Here is a 14870-nt window from a genome sequence, read left to right as displayed (position 1 = left end):
CTGATGGGACATCGCTTTTTTTATAGAATAAACAATTCATTTTTTTAAGTCTCCTTTTTTAGAGGAACTTATGCTGGTTGCATCCCTGTAGAAATTGCAAACCTATTCCAGGCGTTAATGGCTATAATGGCCAATATCACCTGTGCAATATATGCTTCTGGTAAAACTTTGGCTACAGCCTCATAGGTAGCATCAGATACGTGGTGTTGTATCAGGGTTACTTCTTCGGTAAGGGCCAGTATGGCGCGTTCCTCTTCGGTAAAAAATGGTGTTTCGCGCCATGCGTTCAGGGCGTAAATGCGTTGTTCTGTTTCACCTGCTTTGCGTGCATCCTTGGTGTGCATATCAATACAAAAAGCACAGCCATTGATTTGTGATGCACGGATCTTGATCAATTCCCTGTGGGTTTTGCTAACCATGCCTTTGGCTACGTATTGGTCAAGACCTAATAATATTTTATAAGCTTCCGGGTCGGTTTTACCGATGTTTACTCTTGTTTCCATTTTTCTGTTTGTTTTAATACTCCAAAGGTGGCAACAAAACAGCCCTCAAAAAATGAATCAAGATTAAGAAAAGATGCTAAAGCTAAATCTGTTTAGCATCTTTTTTTCTGGAAAATTGAGCTATCCCCTAAATTGCTAAATATTTTTAGCTCTTATCTTACTCAAAAATTGTGGTGTAAAACCAAGGTAGGAGGCCAGCATATATTGCGGTACACGCTGCATAAAAGCCGGAAATCGACTACTGAAATGATGGTAGCGTTCTTCATCGCTCATGCTGTAAATATATTTTATGCGGGTTTGCGTGGCGGCAAAAGCTCTTTGTTGCACTATTCTAAAATAGCGTTCCAGTTTTGGGACAGCCTCAAACAATTCATCAAGCTTTGTTTTGCTAATGCTGATAACTTCAGAATTTTCGACCGCCTGCATATAATAAGAGGATGGGCGACCGCTATCCAGGCTTTCATAATCCGTTATCCACCAGTTTTCAATAGCGAAAAGGGTTATTTGTTCGTTTAGCTTTTTGTTGATAAAGTATAGCCTTAGGCAACCTGAGCTTACAAAGTGTAATTCTTTGCAAACATGATCTGGTTCTAACAGAAAGGATTTCTTTTTGATGGCTTTAACCGTTACCGCATTACAGATCTGCTGCTCTTCAGTTTCTGTTAAGCTGATGTATTTTTTTATATGATCTGTAAGGCTGGATGGCATCATTGAGGAAGTATATGCAATGATACGAACTTTCGGCGGGCTTAAAACTTGCGAAGTTTTCAAAACTTCGCAAGTTTAATTGTCGGTTTAACGGAGATTAATCTTCTTTGTCTACGTAATCTTTCAACGATATACCTGTAATGTGAGTCCAACCGCCTGCAAAGCTTTCGCGTTTGAATGATGGCAGATCGGGGAAAGTTTCCAGGCCGGCATGGGTTAGCCTTAAAAGTGTTCCATCACCATCGGGAAAAAGTTCCCATGTTACTTCCGAATCGCCCGGGTATTCATCATACTGCCAGGTGTAGGCAATTGTACTACCGGGTATAACTTTGGTTACACGGCATAAATGACGGTATTGTTTGGTATCATCGCCCGCCGTAAATTCAAATTCAAAGCCCACGTCGGTTTTAAAATCAGATACGTTAAAGTACCATTCCCTCATTTTATCGGGGTTGGTAATCGCGTCCCAAACTTTATCAACGGGTGCATGGTACGTGCGTTCAATTACAAATGGTGCTGTACTCATAGTTTTTCGTTTTTATGGTTATTACGATGCTGCCGCGAGTTTAGCGTAGCGTGACTCGTGGTATATACAAATTTAAGTTTCCAACTTAAATTCTTATATGCAATGGGGTATATAATTTAGACTGAAAGCCTAAATTAGCAAACCACGGGTTTAACACACTGTAACTCGTGGTCGCGGGTAGAAAGCAATAAAATATTTATATGGAAAGTAATTTAATAAGAAAAATAAAATCCGTTGGCGGGATTGAAAAGACTCTTAGTTGTACTAATGATAAAATACAAATAGAGGAGGGCTTTTTGAGTATAGAAAGAATGTTTAATTCATGTTTACCACAATCTTATAAGGATTTTTACACAAAGGTTGGTTCATTTTCTTTTTTAGAACCTGTTTGCATAAAATGTATTGATGCAGAGAGTTTTATGCTTAAGGACAATAAAGTAAGCGTTGGTAATTTTTATTGCATTTCGGGAAACGATGAATTATCTACAAATAAAGTGTTGCTAACCTTTCAAGAACAATTACCGATTGGGGTGTTACCAATTTTTGAGGGGGAACTTGGAGATCTTATTTGTATAAGTCTACGTAGAGATGATTTTGAATCTATTTATTACTTTAATCACGAGAGTGCGCCTGGAAGAGATTTGTTTTTAATTACAAAAGGGTTTGAGAATTTTATCATGGGGCTGGAAATATATAATGATGAGAATGATGATTTAGTTAAAAAAATGAAAGTGGACTACAGCCCTGAATTAATTGAACTTTTAAAGAAGTCCGGATATGGGCCGAAAGAGTAGCACCTACCTCAAAATCTATTATTCGCTCGACTAAGCGTGTTGCTTAGCAACTACGAGTTAAGCTACACTAAACCAGTTGTATCGAAAAACGATTTAGCTTTTGCTAAACTATCACCAAATTGGTTTTGCAACTTGTAGAAACCTAACTAAATTGAAGAGTAGAGGATAACTTTATCCTTTTTTATCCGAAGGATTTTTCCTTTTTGCCACCAACATTTCCACCATTTTTACCAGCCGCTCTTCGCGGGTTTTCTCCTGTTTGGCAGTAAGTATCCATAGCACGTATTCCTTTTTATTACTGTATGACAGTTGCTGAAACCAGGTAAGCGCAGATGGCTGCTGTTCAAGTGCTGCTTTAATATAACCGGGTAGGGTTACAATCTTATTATCTACGTCAATAAATTCGCCAAACTCGTTGCCCCGCACGGCATCATTGCGCCCTTCGGACACTTTTACCTGTTCAACCGGCTTAAAGCGCAGGGCTGTCCAGGTTTCATTTACGGCTGCCGATGCTACGGGACGTAATCCATACTCAGCGGGCGCATCCCAGCCGCCCATCATTTCCAAGTCGGTTTTTATTTTAGAGGTTTTTTTGGGGTAGATGATCCATAGAACGGTATTCTCCTTCAACAAAGACGTAATCACCTTAAGTTCTGTTGCCAGTTCCGTACTATTAGTTACAAATAGTAAAATGCCATCAAAATTACCAGCGGTATTAAAAGCCAATCCGGCACCATCGGGCAGTGGGTCCAAATTATCTGTAAAACCGACATGAGAATTTTGCAACAACCAGCTTGAGTTCGGTTTAATCTGCAGTTTTTTGGCTAAGGCGTTCATAAGTTAGTTTATAGTTGGTGGTTAGCTTGTAGTTCATAGATCATGGTTCATGGCAGCTGCATGGGTTTATAGATCATGGCAGCTACTACCGCAATTTACAACAAAAGCCACTACCTAACAATACTATGAACTATGATCTATGAACCATCAACCTCAAAGACTTATCTTGGCAAAAAAGTCCCAGAGTACTATACCCGCGGTTATTGAGATATTGAAAGAGTGTTTGGTGCCAAACTGGGGGATTTCGATACAGGCATCTATGGCTTGCATCACTTCGTCGCTAACGCCATTAACCTCGTTACCAAATATGAGGGCGTATTTTTGATCTGCCTGTGGCGTAAATTCATTAAGCATGGTACTGTTTTCGGCCTGTTCAACGGCTATGATCTGGTAGCCTTGTAACCGGAGTTGTTCAACTGCCTGAAGCGGCGTTTCGTAGTAGGTCCAGTTTACAGATAGGGTAGCGCCAAGAGCGGTTTTCTCAATTTCGCGGTGTGGAGGTTGGGCGGTGATACCACAAAGGCAAACCTGCTCTACCGCGAAACCATCGGCGGTACGGAAAATGGAGCCAATGTTGTGCATGCTGCGCACGTTATCCAACACCACTGCAACAGGCAGTTTATCCTGTTGTTTAAATTCATCAACCGAAGCCCGGTTCAGCTCATCTAACTTTAATTTGCGCATCTCTCTATGTTCATTAGTTCATTGGGCGATTAGTTCATTAGTGATGTACTGATGAACTAATCGCCCAACAAAGCGCAAAAATATGATTTGTGACAACTAAATAACTACTTCGGCTAATAAACCTACGCCGTTGCCAATTAATGAACTGTAAACAGATGGCGCGTAGCCTATTTTGTTGGTATAATATTCGGTAACGCCTTTACTGAACGCTTCAAAGGCATCGCCTTTCACTAAAGCGATAGCGCAACCGCCAAAGCCGGCACCCGTCATACGTGCACCTGCAACATCGGGATTGGTTTTGCTGTATTCGGCAACCGCGTCGAGCTCCACGCCGCTTACTTCGTATAAATCACGAAGCGAATCGTGAGAAGCATACATCAGTTGGCCAAATTCATCAAGATTGTTGCCGGCCAATGCTTTCGCCGCCAGCTTTACGCGGTCGTTTTCTTCAATAACGTGTTTGGCACGTTTAAGTACTACAGGGCTGGTAATCAGGTGCTGGTGTTTTTTGAAAGTATCAGTATCAATATCACACAGGTAGTTGATATCAAGCTCTTGCTTTAACTCTGCAAGGGCCGTTTGGCATTCTTCAACACGCTCGTTGTATTTTGATTCGGCCAGTTTACGTGGTTTATTGGTGTTGATGATAGCCAGCACGTATTTGCCCAAATTACTGTCGACTGCTTCATAATCTAATGTATCGCAATTAAGCATCAGGGCTTTGTTTTTTTCGCCAAAGGCAACGGCAAACTGATCCATAATGCCGCAGTTTACGCCAATGAATTGGTTTTCAACGTATTTTGAAAGCTTAACCAAATCCAGCTTACTGTAACCGCTGTTGAAAATATCATTCAGGGCAAATGAAGTAACCACCTCTATGGAAGCGGAAGATGACAGGCCTGAGCCGATAGGGATATCGCCATAAAACAAAAAGTCTAAACCTTTAAGCTCGTGACCTTCTTTTACAAAGCTGTCAATAACACCAATAGGGAAGTTAAACCAGTTTTCGCCAACTTTTTCATAAGATGCCTGCACCGCGATATCCTGCTGCTCACCAAAATTAAGGCTGCGGAAACGGAAAACGCCATCTTCATTTGGCGATATCAACAGGTAGGTACCAAATGTAATGGCACAGGGCATTACAAGCCCGCCGTTATAGTCAATATGCTCGCCTATAAGATTTACACGGCCCGGTGAAAAGTAGGCGTATTCGGCTTCTTTGTTGAAAATGTTGTTAAACTCCTGGTATAAATTATTCTTCATTATTGGTCTTGTTACAATTGGGAAACAAATATTGCAAAAATTGTCAACTATACATTTATAAATAAAAATTATTTTGAAAAAATGTGAAATAAATGGGCCTGTTTTTGAAATTTTGCCATCGATTTTAATTTAATAGTTTTACAGCGGTCAAAAACAAGCACAAAAATGCTTGTCGCTTGTTGATCAATAAAATTTACCCTATGAAACAATACCTGGTTACCGGATACGATTTTACAGATGAAGGCGCACTAAAACGTCGTGCCGATGTTAGACCACATCATTTAGATGGGATGAAGGCATTAAAAGCAAGCGGAAATTTTATATCCGCGGCCGCATTTCTCAGCGAGGAGGGCAATATGATAGGATCTGTAATGATGCTGCAATTTGAAACAGACGAAGAACTGGAAGCCTGGAAACAAGGCGAACCCTACATTACCCAGGGCGTATGGGAATCTGTTGATGTAAAACCTATTAAAGTAGCGGTTATTCAGTAGGCAGTTGGCAGTATACAGTTTGCAGTGGGCAGTTCGCGGTTGGTATGGGCTATTTGTGACACGGTAGGTTACCTACCTAAGCGCCATTTGGTCATTTGCCAGTAGCCAGCGTCGTCTTTGCTGTAAAAGGCGGTGTAGCCAATGCCCATCATGTTAAAATCGAAGGAAAACTCGGTTATGGAGGCATCATCGGGCAGGAAATGGGGGAGTACGCTATCTGCTACCAGGGCTATATGTTCGCTAAGCTCGTCCTTTTCGCTTTTGGCAACCTTAATTTCGGTGCTTTTAACATAATCATCTAACGTGGCAAAGCTATAGTCCGGTAAATCTGCCGATTCATCTTTAAGCTTGCGGGCGGCGTTAAAGGCATCTGCTACGCTCTGTTGCTTGTAGGCCTCCATGGCATTGAGCAAATCGGGCGCAGATATTTCGGGCATACCATCGGCACCGGCGGTATAAAAACTGTTTAGTATTTCTTCCTTGGTTTTCATATTCGTTATCGCTTTGTCCAAAACAAAAGGATGTCAAATTTAATGACATCCTTTTGCTTTATCATGTTAAATAAAAAACTTGTTAAGCTGCGCCAAGTGCGTTTAAGATATCTATATCATCCGCTGATAGTTGGATATCGGCAGTGTTCATGTTTTCTTCCAGGTGAGCTACGCTCGACGTACCTGGGATAAGCAAAATATTTGGCGAATGGTGCAGCAGCCAGCTTAAAGCCACCTGGTGAATAGTGGCCTTGTGCTTATCGGCTACGCGTTTCAATATTTCCTGGCCCTGTACATTGCCGCCACCTAAAGGGAACCATGGTATAAAGGCGATGTTATGATCGCGGGTGTATTCCAGCTCTGCCTCCCATTTGCGGTTATCAACGCTGTACATATTTTGTACCGATACCACTTCAAAAAATTCCTGGGCCTTTTTAATATCGGCCACGCTAACTTCAGATAAGCCGATATGTTTGATTTTACCTTCCTGCTGAGCTTTCTGTAAAAACTCAAATGATTTTTCGGCAGGTACTTTTGGGTCGATGCGGTGCAGTTGATACAACTGAATCTGATCTTGTTTTAAGCGTTTTAAACTGCCTTCCAGGGCCTGCTTCAAATGCGCCGGCGATGAATCAACCGGCCATTCATTTGGGCCTGTGCGTAGCAAACCGCCTTTGGTACCAATAACCAGATCGGTAGGATAGGGAGCAAGCGCTTCTGCTATCAACTCTTCAGATACGTATGGTCCGTAACTATCGGCGGTATCAATAAAATTAACGCCAAGCTCAACCGCGCGTTTTAACACACGGACGCATTCATTTTTATCTTTGGGCGGCCCCCAAATACCCTGGCCGGTAATGCGCATAGCGCCATACCCCAATCGGTTTATCGTAAAATCGCCGCCTAAACTGAAAGTTTTTTCAAATGAACCTGCTGTAGTAGCCATAATGATTGTTGTTTTTAAATTGAACCCAAATAAGGAGACATTGTTTTAGTAGTAGTATCAAGTAGTTAGTATCAAGTATCAAGATTTTTAAAAGCTTAGTTTTGATACCAGAAGGTGTATAAAATGTCAGCCTAAAAGGTCTTGCTACTTGATACTAACTACTTGATACTAAAATCATATCTTTCCCGAAAAATTAAACCTCATGACCGATCAGAATTTTGCTAATCATAAACGTAATGTACCCGGTTTTCATTTTGTGTTAAGCTTTTTGCTTTTGGCGTGTTTGGTGCTTGCTGTCGTAAATTTTGTACAGCAATGGCAAACTAATCTTTTAACGGCGCTGTTGCTGTTGCTTTTCGCTGTGATTGTTTTATTAATGAGCTGGTATATCCGCACTTTTCCGATAAAGGCACAAGACAGGGCTATCCGTGCCGAAGAAAGTTTGCGATATTTTATTCTTGCGCATAAACCTTTACCCGCCACCTTAACCATTGGCCAGATTGCCGCCCTACGTTTCGCGGCCGATGATGAGTTACTCCCGTTGGTTGATAAAACAATTGCCGAAAATCTACACCCCAATGATATAAAAAAGGCCATCAAAAACTGGAAGCCCGATTATCATAGAGTGTAGGTGGATTTCGGAATTGGGATGTTCGATTTCGGATTTTTTTATTTGCTGACTGAATAAGTCTTTACGCAGATATTTTTGACTTTTGAATTCACTTTTGAATTTACCTCCATGCTCCTAAAATAGCACCCATGAGGGTTAGCGATACCAGGCTGTACCCGCCGTTTATAAAAATCCAGCCCCAGCTTTTAAGTTCAAATAAGCCAACAATGGCTATGGCGGCAAACGTCCAGATGCCCGCTAAAGACCCCGCGGTGGCCCCCCATGAAAGGTTGGTTGTGGGCGTTGCTAAAAAAGCGGCCAGGTTTGCAGCCATAACCAGCGAGAAAATGGCAGTCATGCCGAATATTTTTCCTTTGTTGCCGGTTTTTATTTCATCTTGTGTAACCTTTGCGGCAGCCATCCAGGCTTTTTGGAACATCACAGGCGAATACCAAATACCGCCAACTACAAATGCCGACAGCGCGGCCACCACAACGGCAGCCCAGTTAATTAGGGAAGGGTTCATGATAATAAGTTTATGTGTACTATAAAGCTACGAAAATAAGAGTCAAGATGTTAGAGTCAAGAATCAAGATTTTTTGTTCCTTTTAAATATCTTAAACGCCCGGTGAAGTTTTCGAATGTTTTATAAAATAAAATGGCCACCAGTTATTACTGATAGCCATTTTGTATTTTTTTGTCTTGATTCTTGACTCTTGATTCTTGACTCTTATTTTACGTTGAAGTGAATCACTTGCCGGCCTAAATTGCCGTCGCCGTCAATGCCTTCAATAATGGCGCGGTATGAGCCGCGGGCATCGCTGTTAAAAAAGTTAAAGCTGGCTGCGCCTGTTTTATCGGTAATTACCTTGGGATTCCAATAAATGGTATTGCGTAAATCAAGACCAATTACACTGCTTTTGTTAACATCGTATTTAGGTACATAAAAATCTTTTGATTTGCTAAAGCCCTGTACTGCAAACGTAATTACGTTTTGCTTAGGTATTAGCGCTAATAATTGCGAAAGGGAAATCTTCTCTTTTTTAACTACCTTTTTATTTATCACCATAACGCCCTTGGTGTTAGTTGTGCGGTTAATGCCACTCAATCCATCATTCAGGAAAATCTCTACTGACTCTACCTCATCGCCGGTCATCGAGAACAGGTTGTTTACATCAACCTGCGAGCTGTTGATATAGATCTGTACCGGCGTTGTTTTCTTTCCCTGGTTATAATCGCGGGTTACGTAAAAGTTATTATCGGCATAAGTTAAGCCCAGTGCCATAGTGCTTAAGCAGTTAATAAGGATAGGGCAGCCCTTTAACTGGTCGGAATTAATTTCATGATCTGCCTGCGGACTAAGCCCCGCAAAGGTTCCAAAATCGGCATGGCTTGGTTTTTTAACGTTTGGCTTCGCTTTAATCACAACCTCTTTCAATACCCTTGAACTTTGGTATTGCTTACGGCTGTTTTCAAGATAGGGACGAATCACGCTATCAATATTAAGCACCTCATCGGCAACGTTAACGTTTTTATTTACCTTTTGAAAGGCTTCGCCATTAACGCTGATTACCAGGTTTTTGCCATTTGGGTTATCGCGGGCGCTCAAGGTAATTTTCGAGGTGTCCCTTACTACTACGTCAGAGAACTTGAAGTTGCCCGAAAGATCTGTAATAGTTTGTGCCGAAAAGTTATTATCAGGGATAACCAATCTAACGTTGGCTTTACCTACCGGTAAACCGGTATTGGTGCGCAATATACCTGTCACTTCAATACCTTGCTCTGGCAGGGCATAAACCGGCGGGTATTTATCGGCCAAAATATCCTCGTAATTAAAGCGCGTATAACCCTGGGTAAGCATCAATAAATCCAGGTTGTTTAGCTTTTCTTCGTTGGGTTTATTGAAATAATAGTTGGGTTTTTCTATATACCCTTTTAAATCCGAGGTAAGCAGGATATTGCTTAAAATGGTTTGTTCGTTGTTTTCGTCGGATGGTATGGTGGCATCATCTAACACAGCTACCGAAAAACTACCTACCACGGGGGCGGTTTTGTTAAGCGCAGTTACCTGCATTTTTACGTTTTGCCTAACGGTATATGATGGCTTATCTGTTTTTAAATTAAGCGTTAGCTGGTCATTATGCTGTATAAAAACCAGGCGCTGGCATAAGGCGTAGCCGCCTGATGAAAATAGCGTAAGTTGCACTATACCGGTAGGGAATTTTGCTTTGGGCACAGTGGCCGAATAGCTAAGATCTTTTAACGCGATAGATGCGGCATAATAAATAACGCCACCGCTTTGCGCTACCAGGTAAAAGCTTTTGTTTTGCTTGCGCTGTAAAAAAACATCATTGGCCGCTATCTTAACATTCAGGTTTTCGGGATCTGTATTATTTACCGCAAGTCCAATACCCATGTTTTGGGTGCGTGGCAATTTGAATGTAGCTTTGGAACCGTTAGGATAAACAACATTGGCAGTGTAAGTTTTATCGCTCTCTGGCGTTAAAGCAAATACACCCATACCCAGGTGTGTTGAAGTAAATGTGGCTACTTCTGTTCCTTTATCATCTGTAATGTTACCCTTAATGTCAACTCCAAGCCCTTTAGCATTAATGGCTTTAAAAGCAATACGGGTACGGATACCATTTGTTAATTGACCACTCTCCGGAAAAAACTGCACATCAAAATTGGTGATGGAGCCTTTAAGCGGGAATGTATTATTAACCAATTGCCTGTCGCCCATATCAATACTGGTTACCAGTTGCGACGCGTTAATGGTTTCAAGATCATTTTCCGGAAGCTCTACCAACAGATTTCCATTGGCGTCGGTACTGCCTTTGCCCTTACTAATAGCATCGCCGTTGCGCACCAATTGCCAGGTAACTTTTTTATCGGCATAAGGCTCACTTGATGGGTTTTTATAAATAATGTTGGCGTTTAGTTTTATTGGGCCGCCTCTTCTGCCGCTGCTTCTGTAACTTATAAAAGTGTTTACTTTATTATCAATGGCATTACCAACGTTGATGGTACGATCATAAAAATACTCGGGCTCAAAATTGCTCATCCATTTGGTATACGCCCTTATACGATAGGCTCCTTGCTTAAATGATTCGCCATCAAGAGTGATATTTCCGTTGGCAAAGCCGTTGGTGAGCTTTAGCCTAAGCCCGGATATAACAGAATCCTGGCTGTTAAGCAAATCAACATAAACAATACCGCTCAGGGCCGATGGCTGGTGCTTTTCTACCGTTACATATGCTTTAAGCCATATGGTATCGCCAGCGGCATAATAGGGTTTATCCAGATGGAGGTAAACTTTTTCAATTGGAAAAGAGGCCGAGTATTTGGCGGTTTTCTCGATAACGGTATTAATGGGGATGCTATCCTGCTGCGCCATTGCGGCCAGGCCAAAAGAAGATAGCAAAGATAAAACGAGTAAAAATTTTCTTGATATCATTATATAATATAAAGCGGCTAACAGGGGCTAATATAAACATTTAGGGTTGTTGCATACCGGGTGCCCGCAGGTTTTAACACTTTTTTACAATCAAGCCGAATTTTTAACGGAATTTTTAGTCAGTAATTGTTTTAAGGTAAATGCCTGGATCTGAAAGTATAAGACGCCTTGTTTATAAGTGGCTGATTATGTTTTGCTTATATTGCATACATAGTGAGCGCCATACAATAACATTATTGTTACTCTTTAATGCCCTGTAACTGAATTGCCAATGGCAGTGTTTTACTGTGCGGCGGCCACTTTGCCCTCTACGTGTACAGATATCATACTGGAGTGGATGATACCCAGTGTTGAACCCGGTTTTATATCGAGGTAAAACTTTAAATAACTCTCCATAATGGCGGTTGATTGATGGATGTACGCCTGTTCAAATTCCGGCCCGCTGATGCCCAGGTCAATTAACGGTTTGCCATAGTGCATGCCACCTTTATCATCAATATAAATGGTAAAAGAGTAAAAGAAATCCTTATAAGCCTTGTTGATCACAATATCGTAGGTAGGATCAAGGTAATCGTCAGATGGATCAAAGTTGTTTTCGATTGATGGTTTTGTAGTACGACGACTAACTTTTACCTGAGGGCTTTTACTGGTTAGCTGTGCCGCCTGCCTGGCCGAAAATTGTTTTTTGTAATCGGCATTGGCTTTGGCCGATAATGCTTTTATAAAAAGGGTATCCTGCCTGCTGGGGTGCCTTAAAATTGAGGTATCGGTATGCAATACATTTTTTACATAATTATCTGCAAAAAAGCGCATATAAACTTTGGTGCCTTTAATATCCAGCGAATCGCCTTTTTGTTTAATGATCTCCAGCACCAAACTATCTTTAGTTATTTTTTGAACTTTTAACCACGACCGAGCCGCATTAAAAATAGAATCGTACCCACGTGTGAGTGGAAAATTGATGAACGCGTTTTTAGTTGGACTGAAAATACTTACCGAGTCGTCAGACACAAACTTCATTTTCCATTGCGGCTCCAGCTGGTAGCCGTATTCATTAAATGAAAGTCCGTTTTTTTGCCTGCGAGATACCTCAGAGTAGTTGATGCCGTTGTAGGGTTTAAAATCAATCAGCTCCTTTTTTTTATTACCAGGACCGCCACTACAGCCGGTTTGGGCAATTGAAACAACAGTAAGCAGTATAAAACCAATAAGTTTTACAGTTTTTATATTGATAGATAGCATACGGCTTAAAGATATGTAATTTTTGGATTTTTGGACTTGCAGACTTTTGGAGCAAGGATTTTTAGATAAAAGACAAAGGATGTTTTTTGTGTTGGAATTTTATTTTTGAACCTTCCCGTCCACATGCACATTAATTTCGCTGGCGTGTACAATGCCCAGCGTTGAACCCGGTTTTATGGAAAGGTACTTTTTAAAGTAACTTTCCATGATAACTTTAGATTCCCGGATATAATTATTTCTGAGGCCTTCACCCAAAAAAGGTATCAGGGGTTTGCCGTAATGCATTACACCCTTCGCGTCAATAAAAATGCTGAACGAGTAATAAAACTCGGCTTTAACTTTGCTGATAATTACATCAAAGGTAGGGCTCATATAATCGTCAGATACATCAAAATGGTTAAAGATATCGCCTTTGGCTTTCCATTTTTTTACTTTTATCAAAGGGCTTTTGCTTGTTAACTGGGCAGGCTGTCGGGCGGCAAAGGCGTTTGTAAAATCAGTATCTGCCATTTCGGTAAGCTTTTTAATGTATAAGGTATCTCTTCTGCTGGCCCTTTTTAATATACCCGTATCACTGTGGAGTGTGTTTTTAATATAATTATTGGCATAAAGCAGCATATAGGTTTTGGTGCCGCGGGTATCAACGGTATCGCCGTATGAATTAATAATTTCAAGCTTAAGGCTGTCTTTGTTCATTGCTTTAACCTTAAGCCAGGTGCGTGCAGTATTAAAAATAGAATCGTAACCGCGTGTTAAGGGAAAGTTGATGAAGGTTCCTTTTGTAGGGCTGTAAATACTTACCGAGTCACTTGATACAAATTTCATTCGCCACTGTGGTTCTAACTGATAGCCAACTCTGTTAAATGAAAATCCGGCGGCAGTGTGGCGCCAGATTTCGGTATAATCAATACCTTGTACGGCTTTAAATGATATCAAATCGCGCTCGCCCCGGTGTTTAACTATGTTGGGGCTTTGTTTGCAGGCCTGTGAGGTGCATAAAATAAGGGAAAACAACACCAGATAGTTTAAGCAGGTCTTAAATGTCATAAGGTAGAATATTATTTCTTTAAATATAGGTTATCGCCCTAAATAAACTAATATTTGCCGGCTTTATTGCAGTGTTTACAGCAATTAAAACCAACCGCGTTTTATTAGGTTATTAAAAAAAAGGATATATGGGAGTTGAAATTGAACGTAAGTTTTTGGTTGATCATGAGCAATGGCATCAAACGCCAAAACCTGTAGGTACTTATTTTAGGCAGGGCTATATTTTAAGCGAAGAAAATAAAACTATTAGGATACGTGTTACGCCCGATGAAGGGTTTATTACCATAAAAGGCGGCACACAAGGTATTAGTCGACTGGAGTTTGAATATAAAATTCCGGCTATTGATGGCGAAGAAATGCTCAATAATTTTGCTGTATCTGAACTAAAAAAGCGCCGTTATTGTATTGATGTTGCAGGCAAGGTATGGGAGGTGGACGAGTTTTTAGGGGATAACAAGGGCTTGCTTGTTGCGGAGATTGAACTGGAAAGCGAAGACGAAAAATTTATACTGCCAGAATGGATCACTACCGAGGTTACCGGCGACGTGCGTTATTATAACTCAAACCTGGCTGTACATCCGTTTGCAAAGTGGTGAAAAATAATCAGGCCGACTCCGGTAATGCCAACAGCATATCGGGCTGCGATTCGTCTTTAACAGTTTTTACGTATTTGTTTCCTTCGGGGCAAAGAGCTGGAATAAGGCAGGTTTTATTGCCGTATTGGTCAATAATGTAAGCTTCGCCATCTTCATTTTTAATCCAGTCATATAATTTACTACGTTCGGTTATTCCTTTTACGTTTATACGCTCGTTAACCCATTCCAGGGAATCGATAGCCACGTAGGGATTATGATGTGGTTTTTCGTCGGTTTTAATATAAAGTATACGTACTGCCATAACCAGATGCTTTAACTTATTCAGGGATGTTGTAAAACTAAAGCAAATGAACAGGGCAGGAAATAGGTATTTTAACCTGTTTTGCCATGCGTAAAACTACGTTATCGTAATTTCGGAATTCGGAGTTTCGATTTCGTATTTGTAAAAAGGACTGCAGGGGATATATAAAAAATATCTGATTTAAAGTTTCTTACAATAATTTATAGAAGGTGTATTTGTAAACAAGAGGCTTTGGGTAGCCGCGGGTTTTTACGCAAGTTATTTCCTTTACATTAAGTATATAAGCGGTCAGTTTTTGGCTTTGGGCTTTATGCCCTTCGCTTTAAGCTTTCTGGTAAATACAAAAGCCCTGGTTTAAGCAGAACTCAACC

The 14870-nt window shown here is 40.9% G+C and carries 17 protein-coding genes; 4 read left to right on the top strand and 13 right to left on the bottom strand.

What is annotated here, in order from left to right:
* Positions 1-68: 68 nt before the first annotated feature.
* From QWZ17_RS04125 to QWZ17_RS04115, 3 genes are all read right to left on the bottom strand, one after another.
* The gene (locus QWZ17_RS04125) at positions 69-503 is read right to left on the bottom strand and encodes a carboxymuconolactone decarboxylase family protein (RefSeq protein ID WP_290303675.1); all 435 of its coding nucleotides are present in this window, start codon (positions 501-503) and stop codon (positions 69-71) included.
* 135 nt (positions 504-638) lie between these two features.
* Positions 639-1214 (bottom strand): Crp/Fnr family transcriptional regulator, encoded by a 576-nt coding sequence (locus tag QWZ17_RS04120; RefSeq protein ID WP_290303674.1) that lies wholly within the window; start codon positions 1212-1214, stop codon positions 639-641.
* Positions 1215-1308: 94 nt separating this feature from the next.
* Positions 1309-1737, bottom strand: coding sequence for an SRPBCC family protein (locus QWZ17_RS04115; RefSeq protein WP_290303673.1), 429 nt, complete (start codon positions 1735-1737; stop codon positions 1309-1311).
* Positions 1738-1937: 200 nt separating this feature from the next.
* On the opposite strand from QWZ17_RS04115, the gene QWZ17_RS04110 reads away from it, so the two are divergent.
* The gene (locus QWZ17_RS04110; RefSeq protein ID WP_290303672.1) at positions 1938-2531 is read left to right on the top strand and encodes an SMI1/KNR4 family protein; all 594 of its coding nucleotides are present in this window, start codon (positions 1938-1940) and stop codon (positions 2529-2531) included.
* Between the two features lie 171 nt (positions 2532-2702).
* Here QWZ17_RS04110 and QWZ17_RS04105 read toward each other — a convergent pair whose 3' ends face one another.
* The 3 genes from QWZ17_RS04105 to QWZ17_RS04095 all read right to left on the bottom strand — a co-directional run bounded on the left by QWZ17_RS04105 (position 2703) and on the right by QWZ17_RS04095 (position 5315).
* Complete coding sequence (locus QWZ17_RS04105) at positions 2703-3368, bottom strand: YdeI/OmpD-associated family protein (protein WP_290303671.1); 666 nt, start codon at positions 3366-3368, stop codon at positions 2703-2705.
* Positions 3369-3521: 153 nt separating this feature from the next.
* Positions 3522-4052 (bottom strand): RNA methyltransferase, encoded by a 531-nt coding sequence (locus QWZ17_RS04100; RefSeq protein ID WP_290303670.1) that lies wholly within the window; start codon positions 4050-4052, stop codon positions 3522-3524.
* 96 nt (positions 4053-4148) lie between these two features.
* Positions 4149-5315 (bottom strand): galactokinase, encoded by a 1167-nt coding sequence (locus QWZ17_RS04095; RefSeq protein ID WP_290303669.1) that lies wholly within the window; start codon positions 5313-5315, stop codon positions 4149-4151.
* 200 nt (positions 5316-5515) lie between these two features.
* Between QWZ17_RS04095 and QWZ17_RS04090 the strand changes: the two genes are divergently transcribed.
* The gene (locus tag QWZ17_RS04090; protein ID WP_290303668.1) at positions 5516-5809 is read left to right on the top strand and encodes a YciI family protein; all 294 of its coding nucleotides are present in this window, start codon (positions 5516-5518) and stop codon (positions 5807-5809) included.
* A 68-nt stretch (positions 5810-5877) separates the two neighbouring features.
* On the opposite strand, the gene QWZ17_RS04085 is transcribed toward QWZ17_RS04090, so the two are convergent.
* Both QWZ17_RS04085 and QWZ17_RS04080 read right to left on the bottom strand, forming a co-directional pair.
* The gene (locus QWZ17_RS04085; protein WP_290303667.1) at positions 5878-6300 is read right to left on the bottom strand and encodes a hypothetical protein; all 423 of its coding nucleotides are present in this window, start codon (positions 6298-6300) and stop codon (positions 5878-5880) included.
* An 82-nt stretch (positions 6301-6382) separates the two neighbouring features.
* Positions 6383-7246, bottom strand: coding sequence for an aldo/keto reductase (locus QWZ17_RS04080; RefSeq protein WP_290303666.1), 864 nt, complete (start codon positions 7244-7246; stop codon positions 6383-6385).
* Between the two features lie 202 nt (positions 7247-7448).
* On the opposite strand from QWZ17_RS04080, the gene QWZ17_RS04075 reads away from it, so the two are divergent.
* Entirely contained in the window at positions 7449-7877 is a 429-nt protein-coding gene (locus QWZ17_RS04075) for a DUF6526 family protein (RefSeq protein ID WP_290303665.1), read from the top strand.
* 100 nt (positions 7878-7977) lie between these two features.
* On the opposite strand, the gene QWZ17_RS04070 is transcribed toward QWZ17_RS04075, so the two are convergent.
* From QWZ17_RS04070 to QWZ17_RS04055, 4 genes are all read right to left on the bottom strand, one after another.
* A complete protein-coding gene (locus QWZ17_RS04070) occupies positions 7978-8382 on the bottom strand; it encodes a DUF1761 domain-containing protein (protein ID WP_290303664.1) in 405 nt (134 codons plus the stop codon).
* Positions 8383-8586: 204 nt separating this feature from the next.
* A complete protein-coding gene (locus QWZ17_RS04065; RefSeq protein ID WP_290303663.1) occupies positions 8587-11313 on the bottom strand; it encodes a carboxypeptidase-like regulatory domain-containing protein in 2727 nt (908 codons plus the stop codon).
* A gap of 282 nt (positions 11314-11595) precedes the next feature.
* Positions 11596-12555: a hypothetical protein gene (locus QWZ17_RS04060; protein ID WP_290303662.1), complete on the bottom strand. Its 960-nt coding sequence runs from the start codon at positions 12553-12555 to the stop codon at positions 11596-11598.
* 99 nt (positions 12556-12654) lie between these two features.
* Positions 12655-13602, bottom strand: coding sequence for a hypothetical protein (locus QWZ17_RS04055; RefSeq protein ID WP_290303660.1), 948 nt, complete (start codon positions 13600-13602; stop codon positions 12655-12657).
* A 128-nt stretch (positions 13603-13730) separates the two neighbouring features.
* On the opposite strand from QWZ17_RS04055, the gene QWZ17_RS04050 reads away from it, so the two are divergent.
* Complete coding sequence (locus QWZ17_RS04050; protein WP_290303659.1) at positions 13731-14198, top strand: CYTH domain-containing protein; 468 nt, start codon at positions 13731-13733, stop codon at positions 14196-14198.
* A gap of 7 nt (positions 14199-14205) precedes the next feature.
* Here the strand turns inward: QWZ17_RS04050 and QWZ17_RS04045 are convergent, their stop codons facing one another.
* On the bottom strand, positions 14206-14499 hold the full coding sequence (locus QWZ17_RS04045) for a hypothetical protein (RefSeq protein ID WP_290303658.1): 294 nt from the start codon (positions 14497-14499) through the stop codon (positions 14206-14208).
* Positions 14500-14870 lie beyond the last annotated feature (371 nt).

This window comes from Mucilaginibacter flavus (assembly GCF_030409315.1).
GTDB classification, from domain to species: Bacteria; Bacteroidota; Bacteroidia; order Sphingobacteriales; family Sphingobacteriaceae; genus Mucilaginibacter; species Mucilaginibacter flavus.
This window is presented reverse-complemented; position numbering and strand designations above follow the sequence as displayed.

Bases quoted from the DNA above. Each gene is read 5' to 3' on its own strand.
- QWZ17_RS04115 (WP_290303673.1), bottom strand. From the start codon at position 1,737: ATGAGTACAGCACCATTTGTAATTGAACGCACGTACCATGCACCCGTT.
- QWZ17_RS04065 (WP_290303663.1), bottom strand. From the start codon at position 11,313: ATGATATCAAGAAAATTTTTACTCGTTTTATCTTTGCTATCTTCTTTT.
- QWZ17_RS04085 (WP_290303667.1), bottom strand. From the start codon at position 6,300: ATGAAAACCAAGGAAGAAATACTAAACAGTTTTTATACCGCCGGTGCC.
- QWZ17_RS04080 (WP_290303666.1), bottom strand. From the start codon at position 7,246: ATGGCTACTACAGCAGGTTCATTTGAAAAAACTTTCAGTTTAGGCGGC.
- QWZ17_RS04045 (WP_290303658.1), bottom strand. From the start codon at position 14,499: ATGGCAGTACGTATACTTTATATTAAAACCGACGAAAAACCACATCAT.
- QWZ17_RS04060 (WP_290303662.1), bottom strand. From the start codon at position 12,555: ATGCTATCTATCAATATAAAAACTGTAAAACTTATTGGTTTTATACTG.
- QWZ17_RS04105 (WP_290303671.1), bottom strand. From the start codon at position 3,368: ATGAACGCCTTAGCCAAAAAACTGCAGATTAAACCGAACTCAAGCTGG.
- QWZ17_RS04110 (WP_290303672.1), top strand. From the start codon at position 1,938: ATGGAAAGTAATTTAATAAGAAAAATAAAATCCGTTGGCGGGATTGAA.
- QWZ17_RS04095 (WP_290303669.1), bottom strand. From the start codon at position 5,315: ATGAAGAATAATTTATACCAGGAGTTTAACAACATTTTCAACAAAGAA.
- QWZ17_RS04050 (WP_290303659.1), top strand. From the start codon at position 13,731: ATGGGAGTTGAAATTGAACGTAAGTTTTTGGTTGATCATGAGCAATGG.
- QWZ17_RS04100 (WP_290303670.1), bottom strand. From the start codon at position 4,052: ATGCGCAAATTAAAGTTAGATGAGCTGAACCGGGCTTCGGTTGATGAA.
- QWZ17_RS04120 (WP_290303674.1), bottom strand. From the start codon at position 1,214: ATGATGCCATCCAGCCTTACAGATCATATAAAAAAATACATCAGCTTA.
- QWZ17_RS04070 (WP_290303664.1), bottom strand. From the start codon at position 8,382: ATGAACCCTTCCCTAATTAACTGGGCTGCCGTTGTGGTGGCCGCGCTG.
- QWZ17_RS04075 (WP_290303665.1), top strand. From the start codon at position 7,449: ATGACCGATCAGAATTTTGCTAATCATAAACGTAATGTACCCGGTTTT.
- QWZ17_RS04125 (WP_290303675.1), bottom strand. From the start codon at position 503: ATGGAAACAAGAGTAAACATCGGTAAAACCGACCCGGAAGCTTATAAA.
- QWZ17_RS04055 (WP_290303660.1), bottom strand. From the start codon at position 13,602: ATGACATTTAAGACCTGCTTAAACTATCTGGTGTTGTTTTCCCTTATT.
- QWZ17_RS04090 (WP_290303668.1), top strand. From the start codon at position 5,516: ATGAAACAATACCTGGTTACCGGATACGATTTTACAGATGAAGGCGCA.